Origin of the sequence: Agrobacterium sp. a22-2, assembly GCF_012276985.1 — a bacterium.
Taxonomy (GTDB): Bacteria; Pseudomonadota; Alphaproteobacteria; order Rhizobiales; family Rhizobiaceae; genus Allorhizobium.
This window is the reverse complement of record NZ_JAAXMM010000013.1, coordinates 25909-45047: the sequence shown is the minus strand read 5'-3', so window position 1 is coordinate 45047 and position 19139 is coordinate 25909. Positions and strand designations below refer to the sequence as shown.

Annotated in this window: 14 protein-coding genes; 12 read left to right on the top strand and 2 right to left on the bottom strand. The window is 63.6% G+C overall.

Features of this window, described 5'->3' with window-relative positions; all coding sequences use genetic code 11:
* The gene (locus HFC70_RS19550) at positions 1-2052 is read left to right on the top strand and encodes an NADH:flavin oxidoreductase (protein ID WP_168474974.1); all 2052 of its coding nucleotides are present in this window, start codon (positions 1-3) and stop codon (positions 2050-2052) included.
* Between the two features lie 78 nt (positions 2053-2130).
* Here the strand turns inward: HFC70_RS19550 and HFC70_RS19545 are convergent, their stop codons facing one another.
* A complete protein-coding gene (locus HFC70_RS19545; protein ID WP_168474973.1) occupies positions 2131-2691 on the bottom strand; it encodes a PRC-barrel domain-containing protein in 561 nt (186 codons plus the stop codon).
* A gap of 208 nt (positions 2692-2899) precedes the next feature.
* On the bottom strand, positions 2900-3787 hold the full coding sequence (locus tag HFC70_RS19540) for an SMP-30/gluconolactonase/LRE family protein (RefSeq protein ID WP_168474972.1): 888 nt from the start codon (positions 3785-3787) through the stop codon (positions 2900-2902).
* 460 nt (positions 3788-4247) lie between these two features.
* Here HFC70_RS19540 and HFC70_RS19535 point away from each other — a divergent pair, with 460 nt between their 5' ends.
* The 11 genes from HFC70_RS19535 to apbC all read left to right on the top strand — a co-directional run bounded on the left by HFC70_RS19535 (position 4248) and on the right by apbC (position 19108).
* Entirely contained in the window at positions 4248-4988 is a 741-nt protein-coding gene (locus HFC70_RS19535; protein ID WP_168474971.1) for an autoinducer binding domain-containing protein, read from the top strand.
* Between the two features lie 112 nt (positions 4989-5100).
* The gene (locus HFC70_RS19530) at positions 5101-5691 is read left to right on the top strand and encodes an ANTAR domain-containing response regulator (RefSeq protein WP_168474970.1); all 591 of its coding nucleotides are present in this window, start codon (positions 5101-5103) and stop codon (positions 5689-5691) included.
* 5 nt (positions 5692-5696) lie between these two features.
* On the top strand, positions 5697-6923 hold the full coding sequence (locus HFC70_RS19525; RefSeq protein ID WP_168474969.1) for a CmpA/NrtA family ABC transporter substrate-binding protein: 1227 nt from the start codon (positions 5697-5699) through the stop codon (positions 6921-6923).
* Positions 6924-7272: 349 nt separating this feature from the next.
* Positions 7273-8586, top strand: a complete 1314-nt coding sequence (locus HFC70_RS19520) for a CmpA/NrtA family ABC transporter substrate-binding protein (protein WP_168474968.1) — start codon at positions 7273-7275, stop codon at positions 8584-8586.
* Between the two features lie 217 nt (positions 8587-8803).
* Positions 8804-9697, top strand: a complete 894-nt coding sequence (ntrB, locus tag HFC70_RS19515) for a nitrate ABC transporter permease (RefSeq protein ID WP_168474967.1) — start codon at positions 8804-8806, stop codon at positions 9695-9697.
* 12 nt (positions 9698-9709) lie between these two features.
* Entirely contained in the window at positions 9710-10507 is a 798-nt protein-coding gene (locus HFC70_RS19510; RefSeq protein WP_168474966.1) for an ABC transporter ATP-binding protein, read from the top strand.
* Positions 10508-10512: 5 nt separating this feature from the next.
* Entirely contained in the window at positions 10513-12960 is a 2448-nt protein-coding gene (gene nirB / locus HFC70_RS19505) for a nitrite reductase large subunit NirB (RefSeq protein WP_168474965.1), read from the top strand.
* A 158-nt stretch (positions 12961-13118) separates the two neighbouring features.
* The gene (gene nirD, locus HFC70_RS19500; RefSeq protein WP_168474964.1) at positions 13119-13448 is read left to right on the top strand and encodes a nitrite reductase small subunit NirD; all 330 of its coding nucleotides are present in this window, start codon (positions 13119-13121) and stop codon (positions 13446-13448) included.
* A 123-nt stretch (positions 13449-13571) separates the two neighbouring features.
* Positions 13572-16226 (top strand): nitrate reductase, encoded by a 2655-nt coding sequence (locus HFC70_RS19495; protein ID WP_168474963.1) that lies wholly within the window; start codon positions 13572-13574, stop codon positions 16224-16226.
* Positions 16227-16266: 40 nt separating this feature from the next.
* Positions 16267-17835 (top strand): siroheme synthase CysG, encoded by a 1569-nt coding sequence (gene cysG, locus HFC70_RS19490; protein WP_168475087.1) that lies wholly within the window; start codon positions 16267-16269, stop codon positions 17833-17835.
* Between the two features lie 97 nt (positions 17836-17932).
* Positions 17933-19108 carry an iron-sulfur cluster carrier protein ApbC gene (gene apbC, locus HFC70_RS19485; protein WP_168474962.1) on the top strand — a complete coding sequence of 392 codons (1176 nt, stop codon included), beginning with the start codon at positions 17933-17935 and terminating at the stop codon, positions 19106-19108.
* Positions 19109-19139: the final 31 nt, after the last annotated feature.

Here is a 19139-nt window from a genome sequence, read left to right as displayed (position 1 = left end):
ATGACCATGGATCTGTCGCGCGACCCTCTTCTGCAGCCGTTTCAGCTGAAGCACCTGACGCTCAAGAACCGCGTCATGTCGACGGCCCATGAGCCGGCCTATTCGGAAGGCGGCATGCCGACGGATCGATATAGGCTGTATCACGTGGAAAAGGCCAAGGGCGGTATCGCGCTGACCATGACGGCGGGTTCTGCCATCGTCTCCCACGATAGCCCGGCCGCCTTCGGTAACCTGCACGCCTACAAGGACGAGATCGTGCCATGGCTGAAGAAGCTGGCCGACGACTGTCACGAGCACGGCACCGCCGTGATGATCCAGCTCACCCATCTCGGCCGGCGCACCAACTGGAACAAGGGCGACTGGTTGCCGGTTCTGTCGCCCTCGGCGATCCGCGAGCCGGCCCATCGGCATTTTCCCAAGGAGATCGAGGACTGGGACATCGAGCGCATCGTCGGCGATTATGCCAGTGCCGCGAGCCGCATGCAGGCGGCCGGCCTCGACGGCATCGAGTTCGAGGCCTATGGCCATTTGATGGACGGCTTCTGGTCGCCGGCCACAAACCGCCGTGATGACGCGTTCGGCGGCAGTCTCGAAAACCGCATGCGCTTTTCCACCATGGTCATCGATGCCGTGCGCAAGGCGGTCGGCGCCGATTTCATCGTCGGCATCCGCATGGTGGCGGACGAGGATTGGGACAAGGGCCTGTCGAAAGAGGAGGGCGTGGAGATTGCCCGGCGACTGGCCGCCTCAGGGGATATCGACTTCCTCAACATCATCCGCGGCCATATCGAACACGATGCGGCGCTCAACAACGTCATCCCGATCCAGGGCATGGCGGCGTCCCCCCATCTCGATTTCGCCGGTGAGGTCCGCGCCGCCACCAAATTCCCGGTCTTCCATGCCGCCCGCATCGCCGATGTTGCTACGGCCCGTCATGCCATTGCCGAGGGCAAGCTCGACATGGTCGGCATGACCCGCGCCCATATTGCCGACCCGCATATCGTCAAGAAGATCATTGCCGGCCGCGAGGCCGAGATCCGCCCCTGCGTCGGTGCGACCTACTGTCTTGATCGCATCTATGAGGGCGGCGAGGCGCTCTGTATCCACAATGCGGCGACCAGCCGCGAGGCGCTGATCCCGCACGACCTTCCCAAGGCGGAAAGGCCGCGCAAGGCGGTCGTTGTCGGCGCCGGCCCGGCGGGGCTCGAGGCTGCCCGTGTGCTGGCGGAGCGCGGCCATGCGGTCGAGGTGCTGGAGGCGACGGGCGAGGCGGGTGGCCAGATCAATCTTCTGATCCGTAATCCGCGCCGCAAGGAAATGGTAGGCATCGTCGACTGGCGGCTGGCTGAGCTGGAGCGTCTCGGCGTCACGATCCGCTACAACACCTATGCCGGTGCCGAGGATATTCTGGCGGAAAGCCCCGATCTGGTGGTGATCGCCACCGGCGGCATCGCCCAGTTGCCGGAGCTGGAAGCCGGCGAGGAGCTGGTGACGTCGAGCTGGGATATCCTGGCCGGCGCCGTCAAGCCGGAAGGCCCGGCACTCCTCTTCGACGACAATGGCGGTCATCCGGGCATGAGTGCGGCCGAACTTATGGCCAAGGCCGGGGTGGAGCTTGAAGTGGTGTCGCCGGAACGGTTCTTTGCGCCGGAAATGGGTGGCATGAACCATGTGCCCTATGCCAGGATTTTTGCCGAACACAATGTCCGGGTCACGATCAACACCCGGCTCGTCGCCGTGCGGCGGGAGGGCAACGGTCTGGTGGCGACGCTCGGATCGGATTTTTCCGCGCAGACGCGCGTCGAGCGGCGGGTGGCACAGGTCGTGGTCGAACATGGAACGCTTGCCAATGACGATCTCTATCGCGAGCTGAAACCGCTGTCGCGCAATCTGGGAGCGGTGGATTACACCGCGCTCATCGCCCGGCGGCAACCGCTGCCGGTCAGGAATGCCGAGGCGGCATTCGATCTGGTGCGGATCGGCGATGCCGTGGAAAGCCGGAATATCCATGCCGGCATCTACGACGCGCTGCGTTTTTGCGTGCTGTTATGACGGGCCGTTTTCATAACGAACAAAGGCGGCGCCGAAGCGCCGCCCTGTTTGGGACCGATGCACGTCCCGCGTTCCAGGTTACTTGGTAACCGTCGACGAGGTGGTGGTGCTGTCCGTCGGTGTCGTCATGGCACCCGAAGCATCGGCCTGGTCGTCCAGCGTCTTGAACTCCGGAGCGGCCTTCAGTGTTTCGGCCGTTTCCATGGTCGTCAGCTTGACGTCATTGCCTTCGGCTTCACGGGTCACGGTCAGCTTGGACATCGGAACGGCGACGTTCTTCTCGCCGATGCCGATGAAGCCGCCGACGCCGACAACCGCTGCGACGATGCCGCCCTGTTCTTCAATGATCAGGTCGTTGATGTCGCCGATGCTCTCGTTGGCCGAATTGTAGACCGGCTGGCCGATAAAGTCATTGGCGCTGACCTGCGTGGTGCTCTGTTCGGTCAGATAGGTGTCGTTCATCGCACCCGTCGTGGCAGCCGGTGCCATGGTGTCGGTCGACGGAGCGACGCCCTTTGCCGCCGGAGCTTCCGTCGTCGGAGCGGCCGGGGTGGTGGCGTCCTGAGCATAAGCAAAGGGAGCGATGGCAGTGGAGCCGAGCAGAATGGCTGCTGCGAAAGTGTTAATGGTCTTGTTCATCTCGAACCTACCTTTCAAGGGTGATTGGCGTTGCGAAATGACGCGACTGGCAATGGATCTGTAAGGAGCCTGCAGCGTCGGTTCGAGGGGAAAATGCTCGGGCGGCGCATTCGTTCCGAAAAAGACGCATAATATATTTTTGCGCGCCGAAGGAACATTTCGGGCGCCTGTCGGTGTTTGAGGACCTTATGGTTGGATGAAAACAGCCCTAAAGGCGAAATTTCGGGTCGAATTTACCTTTGACGGAAATTCCCAGATCAAACACCCGGCCGCCCAGCGGATCGGCGGCAAGACCGGCCTCGTCGAGATTCTCCGTCGCCGAGGTGACGAGCATCCGGCCGGCGTCGCGGCCGATGAAGGCCGGGCAGGTGGTCTGCCGGGCCGGCACCAGATAGCGCGCCATATGCTGCCCCGACGCATCGTAGCGGTCGACGGCGCCGACGCCCCAGCGGGCGTTCCAGATCGTGCCTTCGCCATCGCAGACCGATCCGTCGAAGCCGCCGTCCTCGCCCGTTCCATCGACCAGCACGCTTGGCGGAGCGATCGGCAGGCCCGAGGTGGGGTCGAGTGCCACCTGCATCAGTTTGTTGACGCGGGTATCGGTGAAATAGCCGATCGTGCCGTCCGGCGAAAAGCAGATCGAATTCGGAATCGACACCGCGTCATAGAGCTTGGTGACGGTGGTTCCGGCAACATGATAGATCGCGCCGGCGCCCGTAGCCGCGGTGCGGCCCATCGTGCCGATCCACAAGGCGCCGCTGGGGTGAACCCGCCCGTCATTCGAGCGGTTGTCCGGCCGGTCCGGCTCGAGGACCGTATGCAGTGTCAGTTCGCCGGTCGCCGCATCGCGCAGGAACAGTCCCTGGTCGCTGGCGAGCAACTGCCGGCCGGGGTCGATGAAGGCCAGCACGCTTCCCATCACGGGCAGGGGGTGAACCGTGGTCCGGCCCGTGGTCAGTTCGTGTTCGGTGAGGGTCCTGCCGAGGATGTCGAACCACCAGGCGGTGTCGGTGGCTGAATCATAGGTCGGGCCTTCGGCGAGCATGTGCCGTGTGTCGAGGAGAACGTGTCCCGAAAATGCGAATGTCGAACCCATGCTTGCGATCTCCCCTTGCCATGCCAACGCAAAGCTCGTGCCATACCGCCATCATAGCTGGCAAGGGTTTACCGTAAAATCCATAAGGTCGCTGGACGGTCGGCGAATTATCCGTCTATTGTTCCCGTCTATCAAGAAGTTGGTCCGTTCCTTGCTCCCGTCATCATGGACGGCAAGTGTTGAATCTGATTTTTTGAATAGGAATAGGCGGAAAAATATCGAATTTGAAATTGTGAATATTAGAGCCGTCCGGCGAACGGTCATTTAAGTAACGATCTCCGATTCGTCATGGCCTTTAAAAGGCGAATCAGGCTGTCTGTCTGTCGATAGTGGAAATGCACACTTGTCGAAGCGCTTTGAGGCGTCGCGCTGGAGAAACCTATATTCGGCCGGCGCGGCGGCGAACTTCCGCAGAATGTAAGGCGAATGAAACGTGGGTGATGATCTGGGGAAAGTGTCAATGTCGACAGGTGAGAGTACCGTCTCGGTGTCTTCCGTTGGAGATTTTATTGCCGAGATAAACGGCTTCAAGACGCAGTTCGATGTCTTTCGGTTGATGAAGCGGCTGACGGAAGCCTTCGGAGCCCGGGCCTTCATGGTGATGAACCTGCCGTCGGCGACCTCGCTCAACCTGTCCAGCAGTTCCATCATCACCAATTGGCCGGCGGAAATGCTGGCTGAATACGATCAAATCCCGTTGTTTGCGAGCAGTCCCATCCTCACGCGACTTCGCAATTCGACGGCGCCCTTTCAATTCGATGTCGAATCCGTCGCCCGGGAACGGGATCCGAGCACCGTGGAGGCATCAAAGACGCTGTTTTATCGTTTCAGGATGCCGCACGGCGCCTATTTCCCGGTGCACGATGCCGCCGGCACCCGTGGCGCGGTGTCTTTTTCCGGAGATCGCCCGCAGTTCACGCTGATCGAGATGATGGAGCTGACCTATGTCTCGGCCCATATCTACAACCGCCTGGCCGAAATCCGCGACCTTGATACACGCGCCACCGATACGCTGACCGAGCGCGAGATCGACTGCCTCAACTGGACGGCAGCCGGCAAGACCAGCGTCGAGATCGCCGAGATCCTCGGGCTGTCCGAACATACGATCAACCACTACCTGAATCGCGCCACCAAGAAGCTGGACACGGTGAATCGCACCCAGGCGGTCGCCAAGGCGCTGCGGCTCGGCCTGATCAAGTAGCTCTGACGCACTTGTCGCCGGCGCTGCATGTCTTGTCCTCTCCTTGAAATCAACAACGGCAGGCCGCAACTTGCCCGTTGCGCGGCCTGAGCATTTCGGCCATGAATGCGCCATGGCGAGCCCTGATCTGACAATCCTGGTGATTGATGAAAATGCTCTGCGCGCGTCGATCATCGAGGCGGGCCTGCATGCCGCTGGCCATCTGAACGTCACCATCATCCGCGACGTGCTCGGTGTCGCCCGGCAGATCGAGCGGCTGGCTCCTGACGTCATCGTCATTTCGCTGGAAAACCCCAATCGCGACATGCTGGAAAGCATGTTCCAGCTGTCCCGCTCGGTGAAGCGGCCGATTGCCATGTTCGTCGATCGCTCCGACCAGGGCATGATCGAGGCGGCCGTCGAAGCGGGTGTGTCGGCCTACGTCGTGGACGGATTGCGGCAGGAACGGGTCAAGCCGATCCTCGATATGGCGATCAGCCGGTTCAATGCCTATTCCCGCATGGCTCGTGAACTGGATGAGGCCCGCACCGAACTCGAAAACCGCAAGCTGATCGAGCGGGCCAAGGGCATCCTGATGAAATCCAAGAAGATCAACGAGGACGAAGCCTACAAGCTGCTGCGCTCGTCGGCCATGAAACAGAACCGCAAGATTGCCGAAATCGCCCAGAGCCTCGTTCTGGCGGCCGGCCTGCTGGAGGATTGAGGCCCATGCCGGACCGGATGGACATCACCCTGGGCTTCATGCCGCTGTTCGACAGCGCCGTCGTCGTGACGGCAGCCGAGAAAGGTTTTGCCAGCGATGAAGGAATCGATCTGAAGCTGGTCCGGGAAACCTCCTGGGCCAATATCCGCGACCGCATCGCCGTCGGCCATTTCCAGGCGGCCCATATGCTGGCGCCGATGCCGATCGCCTCCAATCTCGGCCTGTCGCCCTTGTCGACGCCGCTCATCACGCCGATGGCGCTGAATCTCGGCGGCAATGCCATCACGGTGTCGACAGCACTCTACGACGCGATGCTGGGCGAGGGGCTTGTGGCCGATCTGGAGCCGCGCGGCGCAGGCGCGGCGTTGAAGGCCGTGGTCGAAGCCCGCAAGCGCTTGGGGCTGCCGATGCTGCGCTTTGCCGTCGTGCATTTCCATTCGGGCCACAATTACGAGCTTCGCTATTGGCTGTCCGCCTGCGGCATCTCTCCCGACCATGACGTCGAGATTGCCGCGGTGCCGCCGCCGCTGATGCCGGACGCGCTGATGATGGACCGCATCGACGGCTATTGCGTCGGCGAACCCTGGAACACCGTATCCGTCGACCGCAACATCGGCCGCATCGTCACCGTCAAGTCCAAGATCTGGCGCAACAGCCCGGAAAAGGTGCTGGGTGTCTCCAAGCGCTGGGGCGAAGCCAACCGCCCGGCGCTCGATGCGCTGCTGAGAGCCTGCTATCGTGCCGCCCAATGGTGCGGCAATCCGGAAAACATCGAGGAACTGGCCGGCATCATGGCGGCGCGGCAATATCTGGGTGTCGAGGGCCGGCTTCTGCTGCCCGAACTGACCGGCCGCATCCTGGTTTCGCCCGACGTGACGGTGGAGGTCGAGGATTTCCTCGTGCTCGACCGCAAGGCGGCCAATTTCCCCTGGCAGAGCCATGCCCTGTGGTTCTACAGCCAGATGGTGCGCTGGGGTCATTGCAGCCATTCGCCTAACAATGTGCTGATTGCCCGCGATTCCTATCGTCCCGATATCTACCGCCAGGCCTTGAAGCCGATTTTCGCGGCCATGCCCGGTGCCAATCTCAAGGTCGAGGGTGCGCTCGCCGCCCCGCAATATATCGGCGCCACGGTTGGTCGGCTGATGTTGGGTCCCGACGGCTTTTTCGATGGCCGGATTTTCGATCCGGACCGGATTGATGATTATATAGCCAGCCAGGCGATCGCCTAACGGATGAACAGTCTTGCGCCCACAATATAGGCGCCGCACAATTTCTGTGCGCCTGCGGGAGAGTTCTGACTGCACAAAGAATGATCAAAATCCACAAGTCATTGAAAATATAAGATAATAAAAACTATTGCCATCTTGGCACGATTTATGCATGTTAATAGGCAAGTCCAGAGGGGACTACCAAATAAGACGCGTCCAACGAAGGGCGCTCAAGGCAAAGCCGCCAAACTGATATCCGAAGCCTGAACAAGGGCCGGGATTAGTTTGGCGGCTTTTTTCGTTTTTCCCCTCGGACATCTTGCCACCCGGACGGCCACCCAAGAGCCGTCCCTCTGAAGGAGAACCGAGCATGAAGCCGATTTCGATTGCCGCCACCGACTGTCTGGCAACCCGCCGCGAATTCCTGCGCAAGACGGTGGCAACGGCCGCCGTCATCACTGCCGCCCGCACGCTGCTGCCCTCCGGCGCCTATGCCGCCGTGGCCTCGCCCGAGGTCACCGGCGCCAAGCTCGGCTATATCGCACTGACCGATGCTGCGCCGCTGGTGATCGCCGCCGAAAAGGGCCTGTTCGCCAAGCACGGCATGCCGGATGTCGAAGTCCTGAAGCAGGCCTCCTGGGGCGCGACGCGCGACAATCTCGTGCTCGGCGGTGCGTCGAACGGTATTGACGGCGCCCATATCCTGTCGCCCATGCCGTATCTGATGCACACCGGCAAGGTCACCCAGAACAACGTTCCCGTGCCGATGGCCATGCTGGCGCGCCTCAATTACGACAGCCAGGCGATTTCGGTTGCCAAGGAATATGCCGCGACCGGTGTCGGCATCGATTCCTCCAAGCTGAAGGAAGCCTTTGCCGCCAAGAAGGCTGCGGGCACCGAGGTCAAGGTCGCCGTGACCTTCCCGGGCGGCACTCATGACCTGTGGATGCGCTACTGGCTGGCCGCCGGCGGCATCGACCCCGACAAGGACGTCTCCACCATCGTCGTGCCGCCGCCGCAGATGGTGGCCAATATGAAGGTCGGCAACATGGACGCCTTCTGCGTCGGCGAGCCGTGGAACGAACAGCTGGTCAACCAGGGCATCGGCTTTACCGCCTGCACCACAGGCGAAATCTGGAAGGGTCACCCGGAAAAGGCGCTCGGCATGCGCGCCGATTGGGTCGAGAAGAACCCCAATGCCGCCAAGGCGCTGCTGATGGCCGTGATGGAAGCCCAGATGTGGTGCGACAGCATGGACAACAAGGAAGAGATGGCCGCCATCCTCGGCAAGCGCCAATGGTTCAACGTGCCGCCGAAGGATGTCGTCGGTCGCCTGAAGGGCGACATCAACTACGGCAACGGCCGCGTCGAGACGGCAACCGGCCTTGAGATGAAATTCTGGGCCAACGGCGTGTCTTATCCCTTCCAGAGCCATGACAGCTGGTTCATCGCCGAAAACATCCGCTGGGGCAAGTTCGCGCCGGACACCGACATCAAGGCGCTGGTCGGCCAGGTCAACCGCGAGGACTTGTGGCGCGCTGCCGCCGCCGATCTCGGCGTTGCCGCTGCCGACATCCCGGCCTCCAAGTCGCGCGGGCCGGAAACCTTCTTCGACGGCAAGGTCTTCGACCCGGAAAACCCGTCCGCCTATCTCGACAGCCTGACCATCAAGGCGGCGTCGTAAGGGAAGATTGCCCCTCACCCTGACCCTCTCCCCGCAAGCGGGGCGAGGGGACGGACACGGAGCGGCAAATCCCTTCTCCCCGTTCACGGGGAGAAGGTGGCGGCAGCCGGATGAGGGGCGGGCCAGGCAAAGCCCCGATCTTGCCGACGAACCCACCTCCCCCCTCAAGGGGAGGGTGCCAATACCAACGAATGACTAGAACCTTAAGGACAAAACCATGCCCGCAACAGCACGTACGCAGACAGTCGCCGTCGCGCCGATGCCGACATCGCAAGGCCAGGTGGTGCGCATGACGACCCGCCCGGTCGCCAAATACGATGCCCGTAAGATCGCCGCCGCCATCGCCCGCAATGTCCTGCCGCCGCTGGTGGTTCTCATGGCTCTTCTCGGCATCTGGCAGTTGACCTGTTCGCAAGCTGGCTCCAGCCTGCCGCCGCCGAGCCAGGTCTGGATCGATAGCTTCGATCTGATCGCCTATCCCTTCTTCAACTACGGCTCGCAGGATATCGGCCTTGCCTGGCGCGTGCTGATCTCGCTGGAACGCGTGGCCTACGGCTTCGGGCTTGCCGCCATTTGCGGCGTGCTGATGGGCGCCGTCATCGGCCAGTCGGTCTGGGCCATGCGCGGTCTCGATCCGATCTTCCAGATTCTCCGCACCGTGCCGCCGCTCGCCTGGTTGCCGCTGTCGCTCGCCGCCTTCCAGAATTCCAATCCCTCGGCCATCTTCGTGATCTTCATCACCTCGATCTGGCCCGTCATCATCAACACCGCCGTCGGCGTACGCAACATCCCGCAGGATTACCGCAACGTCGCTCAGGTGCTGCGGCTCAACCAGGTCGAGTTCTTCTGGAAGATCATGCTGCCCTCGGCAGCCCCTTATATCTTCACCGGCCTCAGGATCGGCATCGGCTTGTCGTGGCTGGCCATCGTCGCGGCCGAAATGCTGACCGGCGGCGTCGGCATCGGCTTCTTCATCTGGGATGCGTGGAATTCCTCGCGGCTCTCCGACATCATCGTCGCTCTCGCCTATATCGGCATCGTCGGCTTCGCGCTCGACAAGCTGGTGGCAGCGGTCGGCAGTTTCATCACCCGCGGCACCGCGGCCAACTGAGGAGACGAGCATATGACCGCCTATCTCAAGCTCGACCATATCGACAAGCATTTCGACCGGGCAGGTGTGCGCGCCGAAGTGCTCAAAGACATCAACCTCACCATCGACAAAGGCGAATTCGTCTCGATCATCGGCCATTCCGGCTGCGGCAAGTCCACGCTGCTCAACCTCATCGCCGGCCTCACCAAAGTATCCTCCGGCGTGGTGCTTCTGGAAAACCGCGAGGTCAATGCGCCGGGTCCCGAACGCGCGGTGGTCTTCCAGAACCATTCTCTGCTGCCCTGGCTCACCGTCTATGAAAACGTCAATATCGGCGTCACCAAAGTGTTCGGTTCCACCAAGACGAAGGCCGAGCGCCACGACTGGGTGATGCGCAATCTCGATCTGGTGCAGATGGGGCATGCGAAAGACAAGCGCCCGGCCGAAATCTCCGGCGGCATGAAGCAGCGCGTCGGCATTGCAAGGGCTCTCGCCATGGAGCCGAAAATCCTGCTGCTCGACGAGCCCTTCGGCGCACTCGATGCCCTGACCCGCGCCCATTTGCAGGATGCGGTCATGGAAATCCATGCCCGTCTCGGCAATACCATGATCATGATCACCCATGACGTCGACGAGGCCGTGCTGCTCTCCGACCGCATCGTCATGATGACCAACGGCCCGGCCGCCAAGATCGGCGAAGTGCTCGACGTGCCGATCGCCCGCCCGCGCGACCGCATCGCGCTCGCTTCCGACCGCACCTATCTCAAATCCCGCGAAGCCGTGCTGAAGTTCCTCTACGAACGTCACCGCTTCGTCGAAGCCGCGGAGTAAGTCTGATGGTCGAAAAACTCGTCATCATCGGCAATGGCATGGCCCCGGGCCGCATGCTGGAAGAGCTGTTCGAACGGGCGCCTGGCCTGTTCGAGGTCACGATCTTCAACGCCGAGCCGCGCGTCAACTATGACCGCATCATGCTCTCGCCGGTGCTGTCCGGCGAAAAGGCGTATGAGGATATCGTCATCCACAATGATGACTGGTATGCCGCCCACGGCGTGACCCTGCACAAGGGTGCAAAGGTCACCGGCATCGACCGTGTTGCCAAGACCGTCACCTCGGCCAATGGCATCACCGTTTCCTATGACCGGCTGGTGATCGCCACGGGATCGCTGCCCTTCATCATCCCCGTTCCCGGCCATCAACTGCCGGGCGTGCTGGCTTACCGCGATCTCGACGATGTCGATAACATGCTGAAAATCGCCGAGGGCAAGGGCCGCGCCATCGTCATCGGCGCCGGCCTGCTGGGCCTTGAAGCCGCCTACGGCCTGAAGCGCCAGGGCATGGAGGTCACCGTCATCCACCTGATGCCGACGATCATGGAGCGCCAACTCGACCCGGCCGCCGCTTACCTCCTGGAAAAAGCGCTGACCGAACGCGGCATCGAGATCATCACCAAGGCCAATACCAAGGCGATCCTCGGGACCGACAAGGTCGAAGGCATCGAACTGGAGGATGGCCGCCAGATCTCCGCCGACATGGTGGTCATGGCGGTCGGCATCCGCCCGGCATCGAGCCTTGCCAAGGAGGCGGGCATTGCAGTCAATCGCGGCATCGTCGTCGATGACGGCATGATGACCTCTGACCCGAGCGTCTATGCGCTCGGCGAATGCGCCGAGCATCGCGGCACCTGCTACGGCCTGGTGGCGCCGCTCTATGAGGCGGCCCGGGTTCTCGCCGACCGGCTGACCGGCGGCCAGGCCGAGTATCATGGCTCGGTGGTCAATACCAAGCTCAAGGTCACCGGCATCAACCTGTTCTCGGCCGGCGATTTTGCCGAAGGCGAGGGCCGCGAGGAAATCGTGCTGCGCGACGCCACGGCCGGCGTCTACAAGCGCCTGATCCTGAAAGAAAACCGCATCATCGGTGCAGTGCTCTATGGTGAGACGGCGGACGGCTCCTGGTTCTTCGACCTGATGAAGCGGGGAACCGATGTCGCGGCCATGCGCGACACGCTTATTTTCGGCCAGGCCTATCAGGGGGGCAGCCCGCTGGACCCTATGGCGGCCGTTGCAGCCTTGCCGGATGATGCAGAAATCTGCGGCTGCAACGGCGTCTGCAAGGGCAAGATCGTCACGACCATCACCTCCAAGGGCCTGACCTCGCTCGACGATGTCCGCGCCCATACCAAGGCGTCGGCTTCCTGCGGCTCCTGCACCGGCCTTGTCGAACAGCTGATGACCATCACGCTGGGCGATGCCTACAATCCCGCCGCCGTCCAGCCGATGTGTGGTTGCACCGAGCTTGGCCATGACGACGTGCGCCGGCTGATCAAGGCCAAGGGCCTGAAGACCATCCCGGCCGTTATGCAGGAACTGGAATGGAAGACCTCCTGCGGCTGCGCCAAGTGCCGCCCGGCGCTCAACTATTATCTCGTCTGCGACTGGCCGAACGAATATGCCGACGACTACCAGTCTCGCTTCATCAACGAGCGCGTCCACGCCAATATCCAGAAGGACGGCACCTATTCGGTCGTGCCGCGCATGTGGGGCGGCGTGACCAATGCGAGCGAACTGCGCGCCATCGCCGATGTCGTCGACAAGTTCGAGATCCCGATGGTGAAAGTCACCGGCGGCCAGCGCATCGACCTTCTCGGCATCGAGAAGGAAGACCTGCCCGCCGTCTGGGCCGATCTCGGCAAGGCCGGCTTCGTCTCGGGCCAGGCCTATGCCAAAGGCCTGCGCACCGTGAAGACCTGCGTCGGTTCCGACTGGTGCCGCTTCGGCACGCAGGATTCGACCGGCCTCGGCATCCGCATCGAAAAGTTCATGTGGGGTTCCTGGACGCCGGCCAAGCTGAAGCTCGCCGTCTCGGGCTGTCCGCGCAACTGCGCCGAAGCGACCTGCAAGGATATCGGCGTGATCTGCGTGGACAGCGGCTTCGAGATCCACTTCGCCGGCGCCGCCGGCCTCGACATCAAGGGCACGGAAGTGCTGGGCCTGGTCAAGACCGAGGACGAGGCGCTCGAATATATCGTCGCGCTCACCCAGATGTACCGCGAGCAGGCCCGCTATCTCGAGCGCATCTACAAATGGGCGAAACGCGTCGGCTTGGACGAGATCCGCCGCCAGATCATGACCGACGAGGTGAAGCGCCGGGGCTATTACGAGCGCTTCGTCTTCTCCCAGAAGTTTGCCCAGGTCGACCCCTGGTCGGAACGTGTCTCGGGCAAGGACAAGCACGAGTTCAAGCCCATGGCCACCGTCGGCTATTCGGCGGCGGCGGAGTGATTCTTACCTCCCCCTTGAGGGGGGAGGTCGCGCGGAACGCGCGGGTGGGGGTGACCTTGGCGCACACGGCCGTCACCCCACCCCGGACCTGCGGTCCGACCCTCCCCCTCAAGGGGAGGGTGGCCACCCGGAACAGTTTTCGAAAAAAGGACAGCCCCATGAATTGGATCGCAATCGGCCATATCGACGACATCCCGCTGCGCGGTGCACGCTGCGTCAAGACGCCGGAGGGCAAGATGGCGGTGTTCCGCACCGCCGACAACGCGGTCTTCGCCATAGAGGACCATTGCCCCCACAAGGGCGGGCCGCTGAGCCAAGGCATCGTCCACGGCGCATCGGTCACCTGTCCGCTGCACAACTGGGTGATCTCGCTGGAAACCGGCAAGGCCCTCGGCGCCGACGAAGGCGCGGTCCGCACCATCCCCGTCCGCAACGAGGGCGGCATGCTGTCGATTGCGCTGGAAAGCCTGCTGCAGGCGGCGGAGTAGTTCCTTCTCCCCGCTTGCGGGGAGAAGGTGCCCGAAGGGCGGATGAGGAGCCTCTGGCTCGCCCCTCACCCCAGCCCTCTCCCCGCAGGCGGGGAGAGGGGGAACTTTGAACCCGGAGCAACCATGTCCATTGAGGTCAAAACCACCTGTCCGTATTGCGGTGTCGGCTGTGGCGTGATTGCCAGCGTCGGTAATGCGGGCACCGTGTCCGTCAAGGGCGACCCGGATCATCCGGCCAATTTCGGCAGGCTCTGTTCCAAGGGATCGGCGCTGGCCGAGACGATCGATCTCGATGGCCGGGTGCTGACCCCGGAAATCGCCGGGCAGCCGGTCGGCTGGGACGAGGCGTTGGATCTGGTCGCCACCCGTTTTGCCGAGACCATTGCCGAACATGGACCGGATTCGGTCACCTTCTATGTCTCGGGCCAATTGCTCACCGAGGATTATTACGTCGCCAACAAGCTGATGAAAGGTTTTATCGGCTCGGCCAATATCGACACCAATTCGCGCCTCTGCATGGCCTCCTCGGTCGCCGGCCATCGCCGTGCCTTCGGGTCTGACACGGTGCCGGGCTGTTACGAGGACCTGGAACTGGCCGATCTGATCGTGCTGACCGGCTCCAATCTCGCCTGGTGCCATCCGGTACTGTACCAGCGCATTGCCGCCGCCAAGGCCGCCCGCCCGGCCATGAAGATCGTCGTCATCGACCCGCGCCGCACCATGACCTGCGATATCGCCGACCTGCATCTGGCAGTGGCAGCCGATGGCGATGTCGCCTTGTTCAACGGCTTGCTCGCCCATCTGGCCGCCAGCCCGGCCCTCGACCAGTCCTATATCGCTACCCATACCCAGGGTTTTGCCGATGCCTTTGCGGCAGCATCGCTCTCCATGGTGGAGCTGATCGAGGCGACAGGCCTGCCGGCCATGCAGATCCGCCAGTTCTTTCAGCTGTTCGAGACGACGGAAAAGGTGGTGACCTGCTACAGCCAGGGCGTCAACCAGTCGTCGAGCGGCTCCGACAAAGTCAATGCCATCATCAATTGCCATCTGGCCACCGGCCGCGTCGGCCGTCCCGGCATGGGGCCATTCTCGCTGACCGGCCAGCCCAATGCCATGGGCGGACGCGAGGTCGGTGGGCTGGCCAATATGCTGGCAGCACACATGGCTCTCGATAACCCCGAGCATCGCGACCGGGTGCAGCGCTTCTGGCAGGCGCCTGTGATCGCCGACAAACCGGGTCTGAAGGCCGTCGAGATGTTCAAAGCCGTCGCCGATGGCCGCATCAAGGCGCTGTGGATCATGTCCACCAATCCGGTCGTCTCGATGCCGGATGCCGATGCCGTGAAGGCAGCCATCGCGGCCTGCCCCTTCGTCGTCGTCTCCGACATCATGCGCGACACCGACACGACGCGGCTCGCCCATGTGCTGCTGCCGGCCACCGGCTGGGGCGAGAAGGACGGTACCGTCACCAATTCCGAGCGCCGCATCTCGCGCCAGCGCGCCTTTCTGCCCGCGCCCGGCGAGGCGCGTCCGGACTGGTGGCAGCTGGCCGAGGTCGGCCGTCGTTTGGGCTTTGCCGAGGCCTTCGCCTACGGCGTGCCGGCCGAGATCTTCGCCGAACATGCCGCTCTGTCGGGTTTCGAGAATGATGGCACCCGCGATTTTGACATCGGCGCCCATGGGGCGATCGATGCCGCCGGCTTTGCGGCGCTCACCCCCTTCCAATGGCCGCAGCCGTCAGGCGCCGGACCACAAGAGACCCGCTTCTTCGCCGATGGCCGCTTCTATCATGCCGATGGCAAGGCGCGCTTCGTGGCGGTCGATGCCGCGGTGCCGGTGCGCGTGACTGAAGCCCATCCCTTGGTGCTCAACACCGGCCGGGTGCGCGATCACTGGCATACGCTGACCCGCACCGGCAAAAGCGCCCGCCTGTCCGGCCATCTGGCCGAGCCGTTTGCCGAAATCCACCCGGACGATGCCCGCGCTCTCGATATTCGCGATGCCGATCTGGTCGAGATCGGCAGCCCGACCGGCCGCGTCATCGTGCGGGCCCTGCTCACCCCGCGCCAGGCCAGAGGCGGCCTGTTCGTGCCGATGCACTGGACGGACGAGTTTGCCGCCCGGGCCCGCGTCGACACGCTGGTGCCGTCGTTCACCGATCCGGTATCGGGCCAACCGGCCTCCAAACATGTCGCGGTCAGTGCCAGGCGCTTTGCCGCCGGAGCCTATGGTTTTGCCGTCAGCACCTTGAAGCCGCAGGGCCTCGACACGCCCTATTGGGCGCTCGCCAAGGCAAACGGTGGATGGCGGGTCGAACTGGCCTTCGAGACGCCGCTGGACGATATCGAAGCCTGGTGCCGCACCCATTTCGCCCTGCCGGCCGAGGCCGAGAGCCTTGGCTATAGCGACCGCATGAGCGGCGATGCCCGCATCGCCTTCTTCGTCGGCGAGCAACTGCTGCTGGCCCTGTTCGTGGCCAGCCAGCCGGTGGCGGTGTCGCGCAACTGGGCGATCGGGCAGCTGTCCGAACCCCATGCCGACAGCCGCACCCGCTTTGCCGTGGTGGCCGGCCGTCCGGGTGCCGGCCGCGCCGATCCGGGCGCCACCGTCTGCTCGTGTTTTTCCGTCGGCGTCAACCAGATCGTCAGCGCCGTCCGCGCCGGTTGCGGCACGGTCGAGGCGATCGGCGCCACCTTGTCTGCCGGAACCAATTGCGGCTCCTGCCGCGCCGAAATCAGGGGGATCATCGATGGATGCCAAGTCGCTGCTGCTGAGTGAACCGGCCCGCCAAGCCTCATCCAGCCACGCCCCGGCCCGCATGGCGCCGCTCGCCAAGCTGCCCGTTTTCTGGTCGCTGGACGGCAAACGCGTCGTCGTCGCCGGCGGCTCGGACGGCGCCGCCTGGAAGGCCGAGCTTCTGGCCGCCTGCGGGGCCGAAGTGCATGTCTATTGCGCCGAGGACGAGATGTCGGAGGTCATGCGGGGTTTGATCGGGCAGGGGCGTAGCGCGCCCCTCATCCCCCTGCCGGGACCTTCTCCCCGCGGGCGGGGAGAAGGCGTATGGAGCGCCGCCCGTGCCACGGGTTCCTTCTCCCCGTCAAAACGGGGAGAAGGTGGCGGCAGCCGGATGAGGGGCAGCGACGCTACGTCGCGCGGCGCCGTCGTGCACCATGACGCGGTTTGGTCGGACGTCAGTTTCCAGGGCGCCGCTCTGGCCTTGGCCGATTGCGAAACCGATGACGACGCCCAGGCCTTCTTCGACGCCGCTGTGGCGGCCGGGGTGCCGGTCAATGTCATCGACAAGCCGGCCTTCTGCCAGTTCCAGTTCGGTTCGATCGTCAACCGTTCGCCGGTTATCGTGTCGATTTCCACCGATGGCGCCGCACCGATCCTGGCCCAGGCGATCCGTCGTCGCATCGAGACCCTGCTGCCGCCGGCGCTGAAGCAATGGGCGGAGCTTGCCCAGTCGCTGCGCGAGCGGGTCAACGAAGTGCTGTCGCCCGGCGCATCCCGCCGCGCTTTCTGGGAGCGTTTCGTCGATCGCACATTCCAGGGCAATACGGCACCGGAGGAGGGTGCCGCGCGGGCGCTCCTCAGCGAGGCGGAAAAGCTGGGTGGAGCGCCCGCTACCGGGCGGGTGACGCTGGTTGGCGCCGGTCCGGGCGATGCCGAACTGCTGACGCTCAAAGCCGTGCGCGCCCTGCAATCGGCCGATGTCATCCTGTTCGATGATCTGGTCTCCGACGAGGTGCTGGAACTGGCACGCCGCGAGGCCAAACGTATGCTGGTGGGCAAGCGTGGCGGCCGGGAGAGCTGCAAGCAGCAGGATATCAACGACATGATGGTGTCGCTGGCCAAATCAGGCAAGCGCGTCGTACGGTTGAAGTCGGGCGATCCGATGATCTTCGGCAGGGCCGGCGAGGAGATCGCCCGGCTGGAGGCGGAAGGCATTGCCGTCGATGTCGTGCCGGGCATTACGGCGGCCAGCGCCATGGCCTCGCGTCTCGGCCTGTCGCTCACCCATCGCGACCATGCCCAATCGGTGCGCTTCGTCACCGGCCATTCGCGCCATGGCGACCTGCCGGAAAACACCGATTGGAAAAGCCTGGCCGATGCCTCCGTCACCACCGTCTTCTACATGGGCGGCCGCATGGCGGCGCGCATCCGCGCGGCTCTCGTCGAGCATGGCATGGGCGACGACACGCCCGTCGTCGTCATGGCGGCGGTCACCCGCGCCAACGAGACCCGCTGGCAGGGCACGCTGGCCGGCCTGCCGTCTGCCATGCAGACGATCGGCGTCGATGAACCGGTGCTGATCGGCATCGGCAATGCGTTCGGAGCCCGGCGGCAACGTGCCATGGCGGTCCCGCGCGCAGCGTTTGGCTGATTGGTCGCAACCTATTGTGACATCTCAACCCTTTTATAGTTGGCGAAGGCGTGCGGCTCCATTATCTACCGGGTCTGGATAATGCAGTGAGGTAGTCATGGCGGAAGTCACGCGGCAACAGGTACTGGAAGCGCTGAAGTCGGTCCGCAGCCCGGATCTAAACGGCAATATTGTCGATAGCGGCATGGTTTCGGATGTGTTCATCTCCGATGGCAAGGCCTATTTCGCGATCACCGTGCCGGCCGAGCGGGCTCGTGAGCTGGAGCCCCTGCGCCAGGCCGCCGAGCGCACCGTCAAGGCCATTCCCGGCATCAAGGGGGCACTGGTCAGCCTGACGGCCGAGAAGAAGGCCGGTGCTGCCGGCCAGTCGGCCCCGCCGCCGGCCGCGGCCCCCCATTCCCACGGTCACGGCCACGCCGGCCATTCCCACGCGCCGGCGGCGCCGGCCCCCTCCGGCCAGCGCGCTGCAAAAGCCGATATTCCCGGCATCGGCGCCATCGTTGCCGTGGCCTCCGGCAAGGGCGGTGTCGGCAAGTCGACCACGGCGGTCAATCTGGCGCTCGCCATGATGGCAAACGGCCTGAAGGTCGGCATTCTCGATGCGGATGTCTACGGTCCCTCCATGCCGCGCCTGCTCGGCATATCAGGTCGGCCGCAGCAGATCGACGGCCGCATCATCGTGCCCATGGAAAATTACGGGCTGAAGGCCATGTCCATGGGCTTTCTGGTCGATGAAGGCACGGCGATGATCTGGCGCGGGCCGATGGTCCAGTCGGCGCTGATGCAGATGCTGCGCGAAGTCGCCTGGGGCAATCTCGACGTGCTGATCGTCGACATGCCGCCGGGCACCGGCGATGCGCAGCTGACCATGGCCCAGCAGGTGCCGCTGTCGGGCGCCGTCATCGTTTCGACGCCGCAGGATCTGGCGCTGATCGATGCGCGCAAAGGCATCAACATGTTCAAGAAGGTCGAGGTGCCGGTGCTCGGCATCGTCGAGAACATGAGCTATTTCATCGCGCCCGATACCGGCAATCGCTACGATATTTTTGGCCATGGCGGCGCCAGGGCGGAGGCGGACGCCATCGGCGTTCCCTTCCTCGGCGAAGTGCCGCTGACCATCTCGATCCGCGAAACGTCGGATGCCGGCACGCCGGTCGTGGTGTCCGATCCGGATGGCCCGCAAGCAAAGGTCTATCGCGAGATTGCAGAAAAGGTCTGGCAGCAGGTCGGCCTGCGTTCGGGCCGCGCGGCGCCTTCCATCGTTTTCGAGTAAACGGTACCCGGAGATCGACCGCCGCCTCCGG

What these genes read in the sequence shown, in the direction of transcription:
- apbC (WP_168474962.1), top strand. Translation starts at nt 17,933, where the DNA reads ATGGCGGAAGTCACGCGGCAACAGGTACTGGAAGCGCTGAAGTCGGTC.
- HFC70_RS19545 (WP_168474973.1), bottom strand. Translation starts at nt 2,691, where the DNA reads ATGAACAAGACCATTAACACTTTCGCAGCAGCCATTCTGCTCGGCTCC.
- HFC70_RS19535 (WP_168474971.1), top strand. Translation starts at nt 4,248, where the DNA reads ATGTCGACAGGTGAGAGTACCGTCTCGGTGTCTTCCGTTGGAGATTTT.
- HFC70_RS19540 (WP_168474972.1), bottom strand. Translation starts at nt 3,787, where the DNA reads ATGGGTTCGACATTCGCATTTTCGGGACACGTTCTCCTCGACACACGG.
- HFC70_RS19525 (WP_168474969.1), top strand. Translation starts at nt 5,697, where the DNA reads ATGCCGGACCGGATGGACATCACCCTGGGCTTCATGCCGCTGTTCGAC.
- nirB (WP_168474965.1), top strand. Translation starts at nt 10,513, where the DNA reads ATGGTCGAAAAACTCGTCATCATCGGCAATGGCATGGCCCCGGGCCGC.
- HFC70_RS19530 (WP_168474970.1), top strand. Translation starts at nt 5,101, where the DNA reads ATGGCGAGCCCTGATCTGACAATCCTGGTGATTGATGAAAATGCTCTG.
- cysG (WP_168475087.1), top strand. Translation starts at nt 16,267, where the DNA reads ATGGCGCCGCTCGCCAAGCTGCCCGTTTTCTGGTCGCTGGACGGCAAA.
- HFC70_RS19520 (WP_168474968.1), top strand. Translation starts at nt 7,273, where the DNA reads ATGAAGCCGATTTCGATTGCCGCCACCGACTGTCTGGCAACCCGCCGC.
- nirD (WP_168474964.1), top strand. Translation starts at nt 13,119, where the DNA reads ATGAATTGGATCGCAATCGGCCATATCGACGACATCCCGCTGCGCGGT.
- ntrB (WP_168474967.1), top strand. Translation starts at nt 8,804, where the DNA reads ATGCCCGCAACAGCACGTACGCAGACAGTCGCCGTCGCGCCGATGCCG.
- HFC70_RS19510 (WP_168474966.1), top strand. Translation starts at nt 9,710, where the DNA reads ATGACCGCCTATCTCAAGCTCGACCATATCGACAAGCATTTCGACCGG.
- HFC70_RS19550 (WP_168474974.1), top strand. Translation starts at nt 1, where the DNA reads ATGACCATGGATCTGTCGCGCGACCCTCTTCTGCAGCCGTTTCAGCTG.
- HFC70_RS19495 (WP_168474963.1), top strand. Translation starts at nt 13,572, where the DNA reads ATGTCCATTGAGGTCAAAACCACCTGTCCGTATTGCGGTGTCGGCTGT.